Source organism: Streptomyces sp. NPDC006487 (assembly GCF_042870555.1).
In the GTDB taxonomy this organism is placed as follows: Bacteria; Actinomycetota; Actinomycetes; order Streptomycetales; family Streptomycetaceae; genus Streptomyces.
Window position 1 is genome coordinate 1 of sequence record NZ_JBIAHN010000014.1, and the last position, 15,400, is coordinate 15,400.

Annotated in this window: 13 protein-coding genes; 7 read left to right on the plus strand and 6 right to left on the minus strand. The window is 73.1% G+C overall.

Annotation, left to right across the window (positions count from 1 at the left end):
* Window positions 1-282: 282 nt before the first annotated feature.
* Both ACFYM0_RS24650 and ACFYM0_RS24655 read left to right on the plus strand, forming a co-directional pair.
* On the plus strand, window positions 283-1,302 hold the full coding sequence (locus tag ACFYM0_RS24650; protein ID WP_388504927.1) for a WxL protein peptidoglycan domain-containing protein: 1,020 nt from the start codon (window positions 283-285) through the stop codon (window positions 1,300-1,302).
* Window positions 1,303-1,375: 73 nt separating this feature from the next.
* The gene (locus ACFYM0_RS24655) at window positions 1,376-2,587 is read left to right on the plus strand and encodes a hypothetical protein (RefSeq protein ID WP_388504930.1); all 1,212 of its coding nucleotides are present in this window, start codon (window positions 1,376-1,378) and stop codon (window positions 2,585-2,587) included.
* Between the two features lie 126 nt (window positions 2,588-2,713).
* On the opposite strand, the gene ACFYM0_RS24660 is transcribed toward ACFYM0_RS24655, so the two are convergent.
* The 4 genes from ACFYM0_RS24660 to iolC are packed head-to-tail and all read right to left on the minus strand — an operon-like array spanning window position 2,714 to window position 8,052.
* Complete coding sequence (locus ACFYM0_RS24660; RefSeq protein ID WP_388504933.1) at window positions 2,714-4,213, minus strand: CoA-acylating methylmalonate-semialdehyde dehydrogenase; 1,500 nt, start codon at window positions 4,211-4,213, stop codon at window positions 2,714-2,716.
* 11 nt (window positions 4,214-4,224) lie between these two features.
* Complete coding sequence (gene iolD, locus ACFYM0_RS24665) at window positions 4,225-6,105, minus strand: 3D-(3,5/4)-trihydroxycyclohexane-1,2-dione acylhydrolase (decyclizing) (RefSeq protein ID WP_388504935.1); 1,881 nt, start codon at window positions 6,103-6,105, stop codon at window positions 4,225-4,227.
* On the minus strand, window positions 6,102-7,064 hold the full coding sequence (iolB, locus tag ACFYM0_RS24670) for a 5-deoxy-glucuronate isomerase (RefSeq protein ID WP_388505417.1): 963 nt from the start codon (window positions 7,062-7,064) through the stop codon (window positions 6,102-6,104). Before iolB ends, iolD begins: the two co-directional genes overlap by 4 nt.
* 7 nt (window positions 7,065-7,071) lie before the next feature.
* A complete protein-coding gene (iolC, locus tag ACFYM0_RS24675; RefSeq protein ID WP_388504938.1) occupies window positions 7,072-8,052 on the minus strand; it encodes a 5-dehydro-2-deoxygluconokinase in 981 nt (326 codons plus the stop codon).
* A gap of 66 nt (window positions 8,053-8,118) precedes the next feature.
* Here iolC and ACFYM0_RS24680 point away from each other — a divergent pair, with 66 nt between their 5' ends.
* The 3 genes from ACFYM0_RS24680 to ACFYM0_RS24690 all read left to right on the plus strand — a co-directional run bounded on the left by ACFYM0_RS24680 (window position 8,119) and on the right by ACFYM0_RS24690 (window position 10,572).
* Window positions 8,119-9,033, plus strand: a complete 915-nt coding sequence (locus tag ACFYM0_RS24680; protein WP_388504939.1) for a sugar phosphate isomerase/epimerase family protein — start codon at window positions 8,119-8,121, stop codon at window positions 9,031-9,033.
* Between the two features lie 43 nt (window positions 9,034-9,076).
* The gene (locus ACFYM0_RS24685; RefSeq protein WP_388504942.1) at window positions 9,077-10,090 is read left to right on the plus strand and encodes a Gfo/Idh/MocA family protein; all 1,014 of its coding nucleotides are present in this window, start codon (window positions 9,077-9,079) and stop codon (window positions 10,088-10,090) included.
* Between the two features lie 281 nt (window positions 10,091-10,371).
* On the plus strand, window positions 10,372-10,572 hold the full coding sequence (locus ACFYM0_RS24690) for an AlpA family transcriptional regulator (protein ID WP_030297784.1): 201 nt from the start codon (window positions 10,372-10,374) through the stop codon (window positions 10,570-10,572).
* 44 nt (window positions 10,573-10,616) lie between these two features.
* On the opposite strand, the gene ACFYM0_RS24695 is transcribed toward ACFYM0_RS24690, so the two are convergent.
* Window positions 10,617-12,863: an MMPL family transporter gene (locus tag ACFYM0_RS24695; RefSeq protein WP_388504943.1), complete on the minus strand. Its 2,247-nt coding sequence runs from the start codon at window positions 12,861-12,863 to the stop codon at window positions 10,617-10,619.
* A 141-nt stretch (window positions 12,864-13,004) separates the two neighbouring features.
* On the opposite strand from ACFYM0_RS24695, the gene ACFYM0_RS24700 reads away from it, so the two are divergent.
* The gene (locus tag ACFYM0_RS24700; RefSeq protein WP_388504945.1) at window positions 13,005-13,727 is read left to right on the plus strand and encodes a TetR/AcrR family transcriptional regulator; all 723 of its coding nucleotides are present in this window, start codon (window positions 13,005-13,007) and stop codon (window positions 13,725-13,727) included.
* On the opposite strand, the gene ACFYM0_RS24705 is transcribed toward ACFYM0_RS24700, so the two are convergent.
* The gene (locus ACFYM0_RS24705; RefSeq protein ID WP_388505419.1) at window positions 13,705-14,952 is read right to left on the minus strand and encodes a cation:proton antiporter; all 1,248 of its coding nucleotides are present in this window, start codon (window positions 14,950-14,952) and stop codon (window positions 13,705-13,707) included. The two genes, ACFYM0_RS24700 and ACFYM0_RS24705, sit on opposite strands and share 23 nt — an antisense overlap.
* Before the next feature lie 177 nt (window positions 14,953-15,129).
* Here ACFYM0_RS24705 and ACFYM0_RS24710 point away from each other — a divergent pair, with 177 nt between their 5' ends.
* A complete protein-coding gene (locus ACFYM0_RS24710) occupies window positions 15,130-15,363 on the plus strand; it encodes a heavy-metal-associated domain-containing protein (protein WP_388504948.1) in 234 nt (77 codons plus the stop codon).
* Window positions 15,364-15,400 lie beyond the last annotated feature (37 nt).

Consider the following 15,400-nt stretch of genomic DNA (forward strand, 5'->3'; position numbering starts at 1 on the left):
CCCCCCCCCCCCCCCCCCCCCCCCCCCCCCCCCCCCCCCCCCCCCCCCCCCCCCCCCCCCCCCCCCCCCCCCCCCCCCCCCCCCCCCCCCCCCCCGCCCCCCCCCCCCCCCCCCCCCCCCCCCCCCCCCCCCCCCCCCCCCCCCCCCCCCCCCCCCCCCCCCCCCCCCCCCCCCACCCTTCCGCGCACCACCCTTCCGCGCACCACCCTTCCGCGCACCACCCCCCGCCAGCGATCGCCCCGGCTCACCCCCTCCCCGTCCGGCCCGACTGGAGAACCGCCCATGCGTACCCGCACCCTCCTCCTCGGCCTGCTCCTCGGCCTCGCCGCCCTGCTGCTCCCGGCCCTTCCCGCGACGGCCGCGGACAACGGCACCTGGGGCGTCTTCCCGACACCCCCGGCCGGTGCGGCGATGACCGACCGCGCGTACTTCTTCCACCAGGGCGAGGCCGGCACCACCATCAGCGACAGCGCGACGATCGTGAACTCCTCCGACAAGGAGCTGACGTTCCGGATATTCGCCACTGACGCCGTCAACACCCCGGTGGGCGGCGGCTTCGCTCTGCTGCCGGTGGAGACCAAGCCCAAGGACGTGGGCACCTGGGTCGCGCTGCCGCCCGAGACCAAGGCCACCGTCACCGTGCCCCCCAAGGGCCGCAAGGACTTCCCGTTCTCCGTGAAGGTTCCGGCGGACGCGACACCCGGTGACCACGTGGGCGGGATCGTCGCCCTCAACACCGCCGTCGAGGGCATCCAGCAGGAGGGCAAGGTCCAGGTCGGGGTGAAGCGCCAGGTCGGTGCCCGGCTGTACTTCCGGGTCCCGGGGCCGGTGACCCCGGGGCTGAGCGTGGAGGACGTGAAGATCAGCCGGGCGGCGCCGCTGCTGCCCTGGGTCAAGGACGCCCGCGCCAAGATCACGTACTCCCTGGTCAACCGGGGCAACGTGGTCGTCGAACCGAAGGTGACGGTGTCCGCCGAGGGGCTGTTCGGCCGCCGGGTGCTGGACCGGCCGGCCCGCGAGCTGAAGCTCGTCCTCCTCCCGGGCCAGCGGATCGAGCTGACCGAGGAGTGGGCGGACGCACCCCAGTCGGACTGGGTCACCGTCGACATCACCGCCGGCGCCTCGGCCTACCCCGACCTCGCATCCTCCTCGGCCACGGATTTCCTCGCGGTGCCGTGGACCGCGCTCGGCGCCCTCCTGGTGCTGGCCGGCGCCGCCATCGCCGCCCGGGCACTGCTCCGGCGCCGCCGGGCCGCCGCCGAACGGCCGGAACAGGCACCGGACTTGGCTGGAGTGCGCTGATCGGCAAAGGTGTCCCCAGGGGACGGCATCCGGCCATCCCCGGGCAGGGGCAGGCGCCCGGGAGGCACCACACATGGCACGACAGCACGGCGAAGCGGAGCCCGGCCGGCCCGCGCACGGAACCCCCGCGGGCCGGCCCGCGGATCCCGCCGACGCGGGGATCGGGCTGCTGGCCCTCGTCGAGCGGACCCTGGGCACCGGCACCGCGGTGTACGTCCCGGGGGACGGCTGGATCCGGCTCACGCTCCCGCGCGAGGACGGCGGTCCGGCCCCGGTCACGGTGGACGTGATCGCGGACACCCGCCGGACCCCGCGCGGGATCGCGTACCTCCTGCCGGGCGGCGGACTGAACTTCGGCTCCGTCTTCTTCACCCCGTCCGACCTGAACCTCGCCCACCGGCTGCGCCGCGAGGGCCTGCTCGTCGTCGGCGTCACCCCGCGCGAGGACGCCGCGACCGCGCAGGACATCGGCCCCGACTGGGGGCTCGCGGCGCACCGCCGGGATCTGGCCGCGGTCGTGGAGGCGCTGGAGGCGGCATTCGGGCTGCCGTACCAGTACGTGGGCCACTCCGCCGGGGCCCTGCTCGCCCTGGACGCCGCCGCGCACGACGACTCGCCCCGCCTGACCCGGGTCGTGGCCCTGGACACGACCGGGCCCTACTCCGGCGACCTGGCCGTACGGGCGGCCCAGACCCGGGACGCGTACGCGGCCGGGATCGCGGAGGGCGCGTACGCGACCGATCCGGGCCTGGCGGCGCTGGTCGCCCGGGCCGTCACCGACCCGGCGGGCCCCTCGGATGTTCCCTGGCCCCCCGATCCCGGGCTCCGCTTCACCAACGCCGGGCTCGCCCACTACGCGCTGGTCCGCACTTCCCTGCTGCCCGGCCCGGCGAACTGGATCCACACCCAGGGCCACGCGGCGGGCTCGTACGCCTTCGGAGCCACCCCGGCCGGGGACCGCTTCGCCCTCGCCCATGCACCGCTCGCCACCTGGCACGCGGCGGCCACGGCCCTGGGCAGCGGGCTGATCCCGACCGCCCTGATGCGGGACCTGGCCGCGGTCTGGGCGGGCGACGAGAAGACGTACGCGATCGACTGGGAGCGGATCTCCGCCGAAGTGGTGTGGATCAACACCGAGCTGGGCCGCGGCGACCACGCGCGCGGCCCCCGGCTGATCCGGGCGGGCGGCAACCGGCGGGTCCGCTTCACCGTCCTCCCGGGCTACGGGCACGGCGACCCCGTCTGGTCGCAGACGGCGGCGGCGGACGTCTGGTCGCTGCTCTGAGCCGCACCGTGCCGGGCTGATCCGAGCCGGGCCGGGAACGGGCTCGCCCCCCGCGGTGAGGGTTGCGGGGGGCGAGCGGTCCTACGAGGCGTGCGCCCGGCCGGGGACTCGGGCCGGGGACTCCCGTCAGTGGTTGCGCGGGAACCCGAGGTCCACGCCGGCGGGGGCGTCCGACGGGTCGGGCCAGCGGGTCGTGACGACCTTGCCCCGGGTGTAGAACTGGATGCCGTCGTTGCCGTAGATGTGCAGGTCGCCGAAGAGGGAGTCCTTCCAGCCACCGAAGGAGTGGTAGCCCACCGGCACCGGGATCGGCACGTTGACGCCGACCATGCCCGCCTCGATCTCCAGCTGGAAGCGGCGGGCGGCGCCGCCGTCGCGGGTGAAGATGGCGGTGCCGTTGCCGAACGGCGAGGCGTTCATGAGCGCCACGCCCTCCTCGTAGGTCTCGACGCGCAGCACGCACAGCACCGGGCCGAAGATCTCGTCGCGGTAGGCGTCGGAGTCGGTCTTGACGTTGTCCAGCAGCGAGAGGCCGATCCAGTGGCCCTTCTCGTTGCCCTCGACCGTGTAGCCGGTGCCGTCCAGGACCACGTCGGCGCCCTGCGCGGCCGCGCCCGTCACGTACGAGGCGACCTTGTCGCGGTGGGCGGCGGTGATCAGCGGACCCATCTCGGAGGTCGGGTCGTTGCCGGGGCCGATCTTGATCTTCTCGGCGCGCTCGCGGATCTTGTCCACGAGGGTGTCGGCGATGGAGCCGACGGCGACGACGGCCGAGATGGCCATGCAGCGCTCGCCGGCCGAGCCGTAGGCGGCCGAGACCGCTGCGTCGGCGGCGGCGTCCAGGTCGGCGTCCGGCAGCACCAGCATGTGGTTCTTGGCGCCGCCCAGGGCCTGTACGCGCTTGCCGTTGGCGGAGGCGGTGGTGTGGATGTGGCGGGCGATCGGGGTCGAGCCCACGAAGGAGACGGCCGCGATGTCGGGGTGCGCGAGGAGCGCGTCGACGGCGACCTTGTCACCGTGGACCACGTTCAGCACGCCCGCCGGCAGACCGGCCTGGCTGGCGAGCTGCGCCAGCAGCGTGGAGGCGGAGGGGTCCTTCTCGCTCGGCTTGAGGATGAAGGTGTTGCCGCAGGCCACGGCCAGCGGGAACATCCACATCGGCACCATCGCCGGGAAGTTGAACGGGGTGATGCCCGCGACCACGCCGATCGGCTGGCGGATCGAGGAGACGTCCACGCGGCTGGACACCGAGGTGGACAGCTCGCCCTTGAGCTGCACGGTGATGCCGCAGGCCAGCTCGACGATCTCCAGGCCGCGGGCGACCTCGCCCAGCGCGTCCGAGTGGACCTTGCCGTGCTCGGCGACGATCAGGTCGGCGATCGCGTCGCGGTTGGCGTCCAGCAGGGCGCGGTAGGCGAACAGCACCTTGGTGCGGGCGGCCAGCGAGGACTGCCCCCAGGACAGGAACGCCTCCTTGGCGACTCGTACGGCCGCGTCGACCTCGTCGGCGGACGCGAGGGCCACCTGCGTGGTGACCTCACCGGTGGCCGGGTCGGTGACAGGGCCGTAGTTGCCCGACGCGCCCTCGACGGTCTTGCCACCGATCCAGTGGTTGACGGTCTTCATGCCTAACTCCTTCACAGATGGCGACGTCGCTGCGCGGCTTGCCGGTCGTACTCTTCTCGGGCCCGGGCCGCCGACGCACGGGTCGCGGTCTCGGCCACAGGTACATCCCACCACGCCTGTGCGGGGGGTGGGCCCGACACAGTGTCGGGTGTTCGGGTCTGTGCGTAGACACATGTGGGACGGTCCGCCACCCGCGCCTCGGCAAGGGCTTTGCGCAGGTCACCGAGGGTGCGGGGGCGGAGGACGGCCATCCCGAGGGAGGCCGCGTTGGCCGCGAGGTCCAGCGGCAGGGGCGCACCGCTGTACGAACCGTCCACCGCCCGGAAGCGGTAGGCGGTGGCGAATCCCTCGGCGCCCACCGCGTCCGAGAGGCCGCCGATCGAGGCGTATCCGTGGTTGTCGAGGATCACCACCTTGACCGGGATCCCCTCCTGTACGGCGGTGACGATCTCGGTCGGGTTCATCAGGTACGTCCCGTCGCCGACCAGCGCCCACACCGGCCGCCCGGGGGCGGCGAGCGCGGTGCCGATCGCGGCGGGGATCTCGTAGCCCATGCAGGAGTACCCGTATTCGACGTGGTACTGGTCCGCGGAGCGGGCCCGCCACAGCTTGTGCAGGTCCCCGGGGAGCGAACCGGCGGCATTGATCAGGATGTCGTCACCGTCGACGAGGCCGTCCAGCAGACCCAGCACCTGTGCCTGCGTCGGGACGGCGTCCTCGTCGGGAGCCGCGTACGCCCGGTCGACCAGCCGCTCCCACGCCCTCTTCCCTTCTTTGTACGCCGCCTCGTACGGGGGGTCCACCCGGTACCCGGCGACCTCGGCCCGGAGTTCTTCCAGGCCCTCCCGCGCATCGCAGACCAGAGGGCGGGCGGCGAGTTTGTGGGCGTCGTACGGGTCCAGGTTGAGCCCGAGGAACCGCACGCCGGGGTCCTGGAACAGCGTCGCGGAGGCGGTGGTGAAATCGGTGAGCCGGGTCCCGGCCGCGATCACCAGATCGGCTTCGCGGGCCAGCGCGTCGGCGGTGGCCGTGCCGGTGTGCCCGATCCCGCCCACGTCGGCGGGGTGGTCCCACGGCAGGGCCCCCTTGCCCGCCTGGGTGGAGGCCACCGGGATCCCGGTGGCCTCGGCGAACCCCGCCAGCGCAGCGCCCGCGGCGCTGTGCCGGATCCCGCCGCCGGCGATGATCAGCGGCCGCGCGGAGCCGCGTACGGCGCGGGCCGCCCGCGTCAGCTCGGTCCGGTCGGGGCGGGGCCGGCGTACGCCCCACACCCGCTCGGCGAAGAACTCCTCCGGCCAGTCGTACGCCTCGGCCTGGACGTCCTGCGGCAGCGCGAGGGTGACGGCGCCGGTGCTCACCGGGTCGGTGAGGACCCGTACGGCCTGTAGCGCGGCCGGAATCAGGGCTTCGGGACGGGTGACGCGGTCGAAGGAGCGGGAGACGGGGCGCAGGGTGTCGTTGACGGAGACATCACCCGCATGGGGGACCTCCAGCTGCTGGAGGACGGGGTCGGCGGGCCGGGTCGCGAAGGCGTCCCCGGGCAGCAGGAGCACCGGGATGCGGTTGATGGTGGCGAGGGCGGCCCCGGTGACGAGGTTGGTGGCGCCCGGGCCGATGGAGGTGGTGACGGCGTGCGCGGACAGCCGCCCGCTCTGCCGCGCGAACCCGACCGCGGCGTGCACCATGGCCTGCTCGTTGCGGCCCTGCAGGAACGGCATCTCCGCGCGGCCGGTCTCCAGCAGGGCCTGGCCGATCCCGGCGACGTTCCCGTGCCCGAAGATCCCCCAGGTGGCGGCGATCAGCCGCCGGCGGTGTCCGTCGCGCTCGGTGTACTGCCGGGAGAGGAAGCGGACGAGGGCCTGCGCGACGGTGAGCCGGACGGTCGGTGTCATGCGGAGTCCTCCGCTCGGTGGTGGAAGGGCAGTCGGGGGTCGACGTCCCGGCCGGTCCAGGTGGAGCGGATCCACCCGTGATCGGGGTGGTCCCGGATGAGCCATTCCCGGGTCGCTCCGGGTCCCGCCATGACGTTGAGGTAGTACATGTCGTGGCCGGGCGCGGCGATGGAGGGGCCGTGCCAGCCGTCCGGGATGAGGACCGCGTCGCCGGTCCTCACCTCGGTGAGGATGTCGGTCTTCCCCGCCGGGGACGGGCTGACACGCTGGTAGCCGAGGCCGGGTGTGTCCCCGTGCGGGGCGATCTCGTAGTAGTAGATCTCCTCCAGCCGGGATTCCACGCCGGGGTGGTGCTCGTCGTGCTTGTGGGGCGGGTACGAGGACCAGTTGCCGCCGGGGGTGAGCACCTCCACGGCGATGAGCCGGTCGCAGTCGAAGACTCCGGCGGCGGCGAAGTTGTTGACCTGGCGGGAGCACTGTCCGGCTCCCCGGAGCTCCACGGGCACCTCGGCGGCGGCCCCGTACCGGGCGGGGAGACGCTGCTCGCAGCGGGCGCCGACGAGCGCGAAGCGGCCGCCGCCGGGGGAGGTGACCTCGGCGTGGCCGTCCCGGGGCAGGTAGGCGAAGTCGGTGGGACCGTCGAACACCCCGCGTCGCCCCCGGAGTCGGAACACCTGCGGTCCGCTCCCGGGGCTCTGCCCCGGACCCCGCTCCTCGAACGCCGGAGGGGCTGGATTCCGGCCGGCGTCAGCCTGCGTGTGCGGGTGACCCGCCGTGCGCCCTCGCGGGCCGGGGGCAGCGCCCCCGGTTTCGGGAAGGGGCGGGGAGGGGGACGGCTCCGCGCAGCGGACCTCGCAGCCGCCCGACAGGGGGAGCACGATCCACTCCGACTCCCCGCACGCATGCGCGTACGCCTCCCCGGGCGCGAGGTCGAGCACGCGCAGCCCCGTCCACTCCATCGCCCACTCAGACACCACCGGCACGGCCGAGCACCTCCTCCACTTCCGCAGCGAACGGCATCGCCGTCGAACACGCCAGCCGCGACGCCACGATGGCCCCGGCCGCGTTCGCGTAGCCGATTACCCGCTCCAACTCCCATCCCGAGAGCAGCCCGTGACACAGGGCCCCGCCGAAGGCGTCCCCCGCGCCGAGCCCGTTGACGACGGTCACCGGTACCGGGGGGAGCTCCGCCACCGTCCCGTCCCGGTGGACGGCCAGCACACCCGCCGGGCCCCGCTTCACGACCGCCAGCTCGACCCCGGCGCCGAGCAGCGCCCGCGCCGCCGCGTACGGCTCGGTCTCGCCGGTGGCGATCGCGCACTCCTCGGCGTTGCCCACGGCCACCGTGGCGAGGGACAGCGCCCGGCGGTACCACTCCCCGGGCCCGGCGGCGCCGCCCCCGTCCCCGGAGGGCCAGAGCATCGGGCGCCAGTCCAGGTCGAACACCGTCAACGGGCTCCTGTCCCGTGCCTCCAGCGCCGCCAGGGTGGCCGTCCGGCTCGGCTCCGCGCTGAGCCCCGTGCCGGTCATCCAGAACACCCGCGCCGCCCGCACCGCGTCGAGGTCGAGCTCGTCCGCGGCGATCTCCAAGTCGGGCGCCTTCGGGTAGCGGTAGAAGTACAGCGGGAAATCGTCCGGCGGGAAGATCTCGCAGAAGGTCACCGGCGTCGGATAGGCCGCCACCTCACCGGCCCACCGGTCGTCCACCCCGAACCCGCGCAGCTCCGCCCGGAGATACGCGCCGAAGGGGTCCGCTCCGGTCCGGGTGATCACCGCCGTCCGCCGTCCCAGCCGGGCCGCCGCGACGGCGACGTTGGTCGGGGAACCGCCCAGGAACTTCCCGAAGGTGTCCGCCTCGCCGAGCGGTACGCCCGTCCTCAGGGGGTAGAGATCCACCCCGATCCGCCCCATCGTGATCAGGTCGAACGCCAACGGATCCGCAGCCATCACCACACCATTCCTCCCGACCGAGTGCTCCCCGCACCCAAGAGCCTCGCACCCTAAGGTGGCCGTATGACGTCCTCACCGCCCGCGTTGACCCGAATCCGCGTCGGTTCGGCTCCGGACTCCTGGGGGGTCTGGTTCCCCGACGATCCCCGGCAGACCCCGTGGGAGCGGTTCCTCGACGAGGTCGCCGAAGCCGGGTACGAGTGGATCGAGCTCGGCCCCTACGGCTATCTCCCCACCGATCCCGTCCGGCTCGCCGACGAAGTCGGGGCGCGCGGCCTGCGGGTCTCCGCGGGAACCGTCTTCACCGGACTCCATCACGGGCCCGCCGTGTGGGAGGCAACCTGGGAGCACGTGTCGCGGATCGCGGAGCTCACCCGGGCCATGGGAGCGGCGCACCTCGTCGTGATCCCCTCCTTCTGGAGGGACGACAAGACCGGCGAGGTGCTGGAGGAGCGCACCCTCACCCCCGGGGCCTGGCGCGAACTGACCACGCAGACCGAGCGGCTGGGGAAGCGGGTCCAGGACGAGTACGGGCTGCGGATCGTCGTCCACCCGCACGCGGACACGCACATCGACACCCCCGAGAACGTGGCGCGGTTCCTCGACGCCACCGACCCGGCACTGGTCTCCCTCTGCCTGGACACCGGGCACTACGCGTACTGCGGCGGCGACAGCGTCCGGGCGATCGAGACCTTCGGCGAGCGGATCGGCTACCTGCACCTCAAGCAGGTCGATCCGCGGATCCTCGCCGAAGTCGTCCGGGACCAGGTCCCGTTCGGGCCGGCCGTGGCCCGTGGGGTGATGTGCGAGCCGCCGTCGGGGGTACCCGCGCTCGAACCGGTGCTGGCGGCCGCCGAGCGGCTCGGCGTGGACCTGTTCGCCATCGTGGAGCAGGACATGTACCCGTGCCCGCCCGACCGGCCGCTGCCGATCGCCCGCCGCACCCGCGCCCACCTGCGCTCCTGTGGCGCCCGCTGAACCGGATCCCCCGGCCGTACGCACCCTCGTGGAGGAACAGAACATGACCAGCACGCTCGGCATCGCCGTCATCGGTACCGGGAAGATGGGCTCCGACCACGTCCGCCGCTTCGGCCGGACGGTCGGCGGGGCCCGGGTGGTGGCCGTGGCCGACCCGGACGGGGACCGGGTCAAGGAGGTCACGGCCGGTCTGGAGGCGGCGAGCGCGCACACCGATCCGGCGGCCGCGATAGCGGCGCCCGGGGTGGACGCCGTACTGATCGCCTCGCCCGGGCCCGCCCATGAGGAAGCGATCCTGCAGGCGCTGGAGCGGCGGCTGCCGGTGCTCTGCGAGAAGCCGCTGACCCCCGATCCGGCGGGCGCCCTGCGGATCATGGAGGCGGAGGCGCGGCTGGGCCGCCGGCTCGTCCAGGTCGGCTTCATGCGGCGCTACGACGCCGAGTACGCGCGGCTCAAGGAGCTGCTCGACGCGGGCGGCATCGGACGGCCGCTGTTCCTGCACTGCCGGCACCGCAACGCCTCCTCGCCGTCCTTCTTCACCAGCGACATGCTGATCAGCGATTCGGTGGTGCACGAGGTGGACGCGGCCCGCTGGCTGCTGGGCCAGGAGATCACCGCGGTGACCGTGTTCTCCCCGACGCCCGCCTCTGCCGCCCGCGAGGGGCTGCGCGATCCCCGGTTCGTCCTCATGGAGACCTCCGGCGGCGCCGTGGTCGACGTGGAGATCTTCGTCAACTGCGGTTTCGGCTACCAGGTGCAGTGCGAGGCGGTCGGCGAGTCCGGCACCGCCCGGATCGGTGACGGCCACGCGATGGTCGTCCAGTCGGCGGGCCGCTGGGGCGGGGAGATCGACCAGGACTTCACGGTGCGGTTCGCCGACGCCTACGACCGCCAGCTCCGCCGCTGGGTCGCCGCGGCCGCGCTGGGCAGGGTGGACGGTCCCGACGCCTGGGACGGCTACGCGGCGGCGGCCGTCTCCGAGGCGGGCCTCGCCGCGGCCCGCAGCGGCGTGCGGACCCTGGTGGAACTGGCCCAGCGCCCGGCCCTCTACCGCTGATCCACCCGCCCCGGCCTCAGGACCCTCGATGACGCGCCCCGGCCCCCGGGCCGGTACGGCCGCCCTCCTTCCCCATGTGCCACCCGTGTCACGAGGGTCGCCCTTGTGTCACACATGTCCGCATTACGCGGGTCTTCCGTCACAGCCGGACGACAGCCCCTCCCCTGGCCTCACCCTGCGTCGTTCCCCGGGCACAACCTGAGTGATCGTCAGTGTCCACGCGCCGGCTCCCCCGACGGCCTCCCGGCCGGCCCTGCGGCGTGGACAAGGAGGTGTCGAGGATGAGCGACCGACAGCTGTGGTCGTACAAGGAGATCGCCGCTCACATCCGGGTCCAGCCGGACACGGTGCGCTCCTACCGCAAGCACGGGCTGCTGCCCGCCCCCGACCATGTGGAGGGCGGTAAGCCCTACTGGTACGCCGACACCATCCGCACCTGGGTGGCGCGCCGGCCCGGCAACCGCGGACGCCGCGAGGACTGACACGGCGTCCGGTCCAGGGACGGGACCCTCCCGGGCCCCGTCCGCTAGCGGCTCCCGGCGGGCACCGGCTCGGGCTCGGGCCGCTCGGCGGCCGGCGCGGGCTCCCCCTCGCTCAGCCCGATGCGTGCGTGCAGTCGGCGCAGCGGAGCCGGCGCCCACCAGGTGGCCTTCCCGGTCAGCTTCATCACCGCCGGCACCAGCAGGCTCCGCACGACCATCGCGTCCATCAGTACGGCCAGCGCGATCCCCAGGCCGAGCATCTTGGTGTTGGTCACCCGCGAGCTGCCGATGGCCACCATCACCACCGCCAGGATCACGGCCGCCGCGGTGATCAGTCCGCCCGTGCGGGTCAGCCCGGCGCGCACCGCCCCCTCGTGGTCTCCGGTCCGGTCGTACGCCTCCTTGATCCGGGATATGAGGAACACCCCGTAGTCCATGGAGAGTCCGAAGGCGATGCAGAACATCAGCACGGGCAGGGTGGTCTCGATGTCCCCGGTGGAGGTGAAGGAGAGCAGTCCGGAGAGGTGGCCCTCCTGGAACACCCACACCACCGCCCCGAACATCGCGGTCAGGCTCAGTGCGTTGAGCAGTACGGCCTGCACGGGTATCAGCAGGCTCCCGGTGAGCAGGAATACCAGCAGCAGCGTCGCCAGCACCACGACGGCCAGGGCCAGGGGCAGCTCCTCGGCTATGGCGTCGCGGGCGTCGACGAGCACCGCGGCCTGTCCGGTCACGGCGGTGTCGAAAGGCGCGTCCACCGCCCTGACCAGGCCCACCAGGTCCTGGGCCTGCTCTCCCACTTCCTCGCCTTCGGTGAGCACCGAGAAGTAGGCGTATCCGCTGCCGGCGGCGGAAGCGACCGGCCCCTCCACCCCCAGCACTCCGGGCAGGGCTTCGACCTGTCGCTTGTAGGCGTCGAGGTCGGCGGCGCCGGGGGCCCCCTCGGTGAGTACGGTCAGCGCTCCGCCGGGACTGCCGGGGAAGCCCTCGCGGATGTGCTGCTGCACCACGTGCGATTCGGCGGTCGCCGGCAGCTGCCGGTCGTCCACGGTGCCGAACTTGACGCCGAGGAAGGGCAGTCCGAGGAGCAGCAGCCCGGCCGTCGTGGCCACGGCGAACACGGGGGCCCGGCGCATGACCAGGTCCGTCAGCCGGGCCCAGCCCCGCCCGCCCCCGGTCCGGCCCGGATCGCTCCCGGCCGGTCCGCCCCGGCGCCACAGCCGGCGCAGGTCGAAGGAGTTGACCCGCTCTCCCAGCAGCACGAGCGCCGCGGGCAGCAGGATGAGCGCGGCCGCCGCGGCGAGCAGGACCACCGCGACTCCGGCGTAGGCGAAGGAGCGCAGGAAGTACATCGGGAAGAAGAGCATGGCCGAGAGGGCGACGGCCACGGTCAGCGCCGAGAACAGGACCGTCCGCCCGGCGGTGCGCAGGGTGACTCCGACGGCCGCCACCGGGTCGCGCCCGGCGGCCAGCTCCTCGCGGAACCTCCGCACGATGAACAGGGCGTAGTCGACGGCGAGTCCGAGCCCGAGGGCGGTGGTCAGGTTCTGCGCGAAGACGGAGACGTCGGTGATCTCGGTGAGACCGCGCAGCACGGCGTTGGTTCCGATGATGGCGACGATGCCGACACCGAGGGGCAGCAGGGCCGCCACGGCGCTGCCGAAGACGAGGACGAGCAGGACGAGCGTCACGGGCAGGGCGATCAGCTCGGCGAGCAGCAGGTCCTCCTGGATGGTGGAGGTCACCTCGCGCTGGACGGCGGCCGGACCGCCGAGGGTGACCTTCACCGGTCCGTGCTCGCCGCGGTAGCTCGGGACGATCCGGTCCAGGACGGCGTTGGCCGTCTTCTCGTCACCCAGCACCCGGGCGGCTATCAGGGCCTCGCGGCCGTCCTGGGAGCGCAGGGTGGGCAGCCCGGTCCGCCAGTACGAACCCACACCGGTCACCCCGGGCTCGGCGGCGAGCCGCGCCGTCAGCCGCTCCGCCTCGGCGGCGACGGCGGGGTCGTCCACCCCGGCCGTCCCGGCGGCGGCCCCGGACTCGACGAGCAGCAGCAGATTGGGCTGGGAGCCGGGAAACTCGCGCTCCAGCGCCTTGGTGGCATAGGTGGAGCGGGCCCCGGGATCCTCCCAGCCCCCGCTTCCCAGTCGGTCGGCGACGCCTCCGCCGGCGAAGACGGCCAGGGCCGTGACCACGAGGGCGAGCAGCAGTGAGAGCCTCGGCCGTGTGGTGACGAACCCCGTCCACCGGCCGCCCTCCCCAGGCGACGGCGGTTTTTTGACTTCGGACATGTCTCGGTGTCCCCTTCACCGTGGTTGCCAGGCCACTTAGACTGGCAAACACGAGCAGTCGCTCGCGTTTTTCAAGAATGCGAGCGATCTCTCGTGTTTGTCAATCACCCACGGGAAGCAACGGGAAGCAAGGGATTGGACATGCGGGAGACCTCTCGGACCAAGAGCGCGGACAAACCGGATGAATCCACCGCGGAAGCGGAGGGGGCAACAGTGGCGGCAACAGCGACAGAAGCCGCCCCCCGCCGCCGCCAGGCCCGCGGCGAGCGCCGGATCGCCCAGCTCCTGACCGCCGCCGCCGGGGTGTTCTGCCGTACGGGTTACGCGGCGGCCAGCACCAACGCCATCGCCCGCGAGGCCGGCGTGTCCCCGGGCACGCTCTACCAGTTCTTCCCGAACAAGGAAGCCATCGCCGTCGAGCTGGGCGGCCACCTCCTCCAGCGCGCCCACGAGGCGCACGGCCGGGCCTTCCTCCCCGAGAACCTGGACCGGCCGCTGCCCGAGCTGCTCGACGCGGTCCTGGATCCGGTCATCGCCTTCAACTGCGAGAACCCGTCCTTCTGGGCGCTCATGCACGGGTCCGGCATCCCCGGCATCGCCCAGGAACACGACGAGCTGCACGCCGGAATGCAGACCCGCGTCGAGGGGCTGCTGCGCGCCTGCGTCACCCCGGCCGCCCCCGGCGCCCCCGCCACCGGGACGGAGCTCAGCCACGTCGCCCACATGGTGCTCGGGATCGTGCAGACCTCGCTCGAACTGATCCTGGCCAGCGAGGGGGCGGAACGGGCCGCGTACGTCGCGGAGCTGAAGACCGTCCTGTTCCGCTACCTGGACCCGATGATCACCACGCCTCCTCCTCGCTGACCATCTTCCCCACGTCCCCGGGCCCGCCGGAGCCCGCACCGGAGCCGGACCCGTCACCGGCTCCCGCCCGCAACCGCAGCCCCGCCAGCGGGAAGACCAGTACGGACACCATTCCGGCCCCGACCAGCGCGGCCGCCTCGCCCGGCCCCAGCTTCCCCTCCTCCACGCCCAGGGTGGTGATCGCCACCACCAGCGGCAGCGCCGTGGAGCCGAACAGCACCAGCGCCGACCGGTCCCGGCGTCCGAGGTCCCGGGGGGCCAGCAGCCACATCGGCAGCCCGCGCACCACGAGGAAGAGCAACAGGAACACCGGGAGCAACAGCAGCACCCGCCCGCCCGCGAGCAGCGCGTCCAGGTCGAACTCGATCCCGGTGACCACGAAGAACAGCGGCACCAGGAAGCCGAAGCCCATGGCCTCCACCTTCGACAGCACGGCCTCGCTGCTCTCCGGCGCGGCCCCGTGCAGCACGAGCCGGGTGATCAGCCCGGCGGCGAAGGCTCCGAGGAGGACATCGAGGCCGAGCACCTCGGACAGCGCCAGGAACGCCACGAGGATCAGCACCACCAGGCGCACCGCGAACTGCCCGCTGCTGTGCAGGGTCTTGGCGATGACCCGGGCGAACCAGGGCGGCTTGGGCCGCATCGCCCAGAACACGGCGGCGGCCGTCAGCACCGCGAAGCCGATCAGCAGGGCCGCGGACTGCCCCGGCGCCCGGCCGCTGAGCAGCAGGGCCATCGCGATGATCGGCCCGAACTCGCCCACCGCGCCCATCGCCATCATCACCGAGCCGAACCGGCTCTGGAGGTCCCCCGAGTCCCGCAGGACCGGCAGGATCGTGCCGAGGGCGGTACTCGTGAGCGCGGTGCCGATGTAGACGCCCTTCTCGAATCCGCCGCCCGACAGCAGCAGGCCGAGCCCGAGCCCGAGCGCGAGGGCGGCCATCCAGGCCCACACCGACCGCTTCAGGGTGTCGCCCTTGACCTGGGCGAACTGGATCTCGTAGCCGGCCAGGAAGATCAGCATCGCGAGGCCGAGCTCACTGAGCACGTCGATGACATCGGTGGAGTGCGCCCAGCCGAGGACGTCGGGTCCGACCAGAACGCCCAGGACGATCTCGAAGATCACCAGCGGGACGGGAAGCCAGCGCGAGACCCCGTACGCGAGCAGGGGCGCGAGGACCGCGATCGACATGATCAGGATGAGAGTGATCCCCGAGTGCGCCATGTGTGTCATTTACATACGCTTCGCCCCGATTGTCCACCGCAAAAGATCTCGCGGGATGCTCGCATTGATACCCCCTAGGGGTATAGTCTCGCAGTGTCGGGATGAACGGTGGATACTCCACGAGCGATCCGCCGCCCCTTCCGGCCCCCCGGAAACGCCCTTGAAGAGGAGAACGACATGAGCGCCGACACGGACACCCAGACCACCACCGTCTACCGGGTGACCGGCATGACCTGTGGGCACTGCGAGGGCGCGGTGACCACCGAGCTCTCCGCCCTGGCGGGCGTCAGCTCGGTCAAGGCCGTCGCCGCCACGGGCGAGGTCACCGTGGTCTCGGCGGCCCCCCTCGACGAGGCCGTCGTGCGCGCCGCAGTCGACGAGGCCGGCTACGAGTTCGCCGGCCAGGCCTGAGCCCTCCCTCTTCGGCCGTACCCCGCAGTACCCCGCC

Bases quoted from the DNA above. Each gene is read 5' to 3' on its own strand.
- ACFYM0_RS24650 (WP_388504927.1), top strand. From the start codon at position 283: ATGCGTACCCGCACCCTCCTCCTCGGCCTGCTCCTCGGCCTCGCCGCC.
- ACFYM0_RS24655 (WP_388504930.1), top strand. From the start codon at position 1,376: ATGGCACGACAGCACGGCGAAGCGGAGCCCGGCCGGCCCGCGCACGGA.
- ACFYM0_RS24660 (WP_388504933.1), bottom strand. From the start codon at position 4,213: ATGAAGACCGTCAACCACTGGATCGGTGGCAAGACCGTCGAGGGCGCG.
- iolD (WP_388504935.1), bottom strand. From the start codon at position 6,105: ATGACACCGACCGTCCGGCTCACCGTCGCGCAGGCCCTCGTCCGCTTC.
- iolB (WP_388505417.1), bottom strand. From the start codon at position 7,064: ATGGAGTGGACGGGGCTGCGCGTGCTCGACCTCGCGCCCGGGGAGGCG.
- iolC (WP_388504938.1), bottom strand. From the start codon at position 8,052: ATGGCTGCGGATCCGTTGGCGTTCGACCTGATCACGATGGGGCGGATC.
- ACFYM0_RS24680 (WP_388504939.1), top strand. From the start codon at position 8,119: ATGACGTCCTCACCGCCCGCGTTGACCCGAATCCGCGTCGGTTCGGCT.
- ACFYM0_RS24685 (WP_388504942.1), top strand. From the start codon at position 9,077: ATGACCAGCACGCTCGGCATCGCCGTCATCGGTACCGGGAAGATGGGC.
- ACFYM0_RS24690 (WP_030297784.1), top strand. From the start codon at position 10,372: ATGAGCGACCGACAGCTGTGGTCGTACAAGGAGATCGCCGCTCACATC.
- ACFYM0_RS24695 (WP_388504943.1), bottom strand. From the start codon at position 12,863: ATGTCCGAAGTCAAAAAACCGCCGTCGCCTGGGGAGGGCGGCCGGTGG.
- ACFYM0_RS24700 (WP_388504945.1), top strand. From the start codon at position 13,005: ATGCGGGAGACCTCTCGGACCAAGAGCGCGGACAAACCGGATGAATCC.
- ACFYM0_RS24705 (WP_388505419.1), bottom strand. From the start codon at position 14,952: ATGGCGCACTCGGGGATCACTCTCATCCTGATCATGTCGATCGCGGTC.
- ACFYM0_RS24710 (WP_388504948.1), top strand. From the start codon at position 15,130: ATGAGCGCCGACACGGACACCCAGACCACCACCGTCTACCGGGTGACC.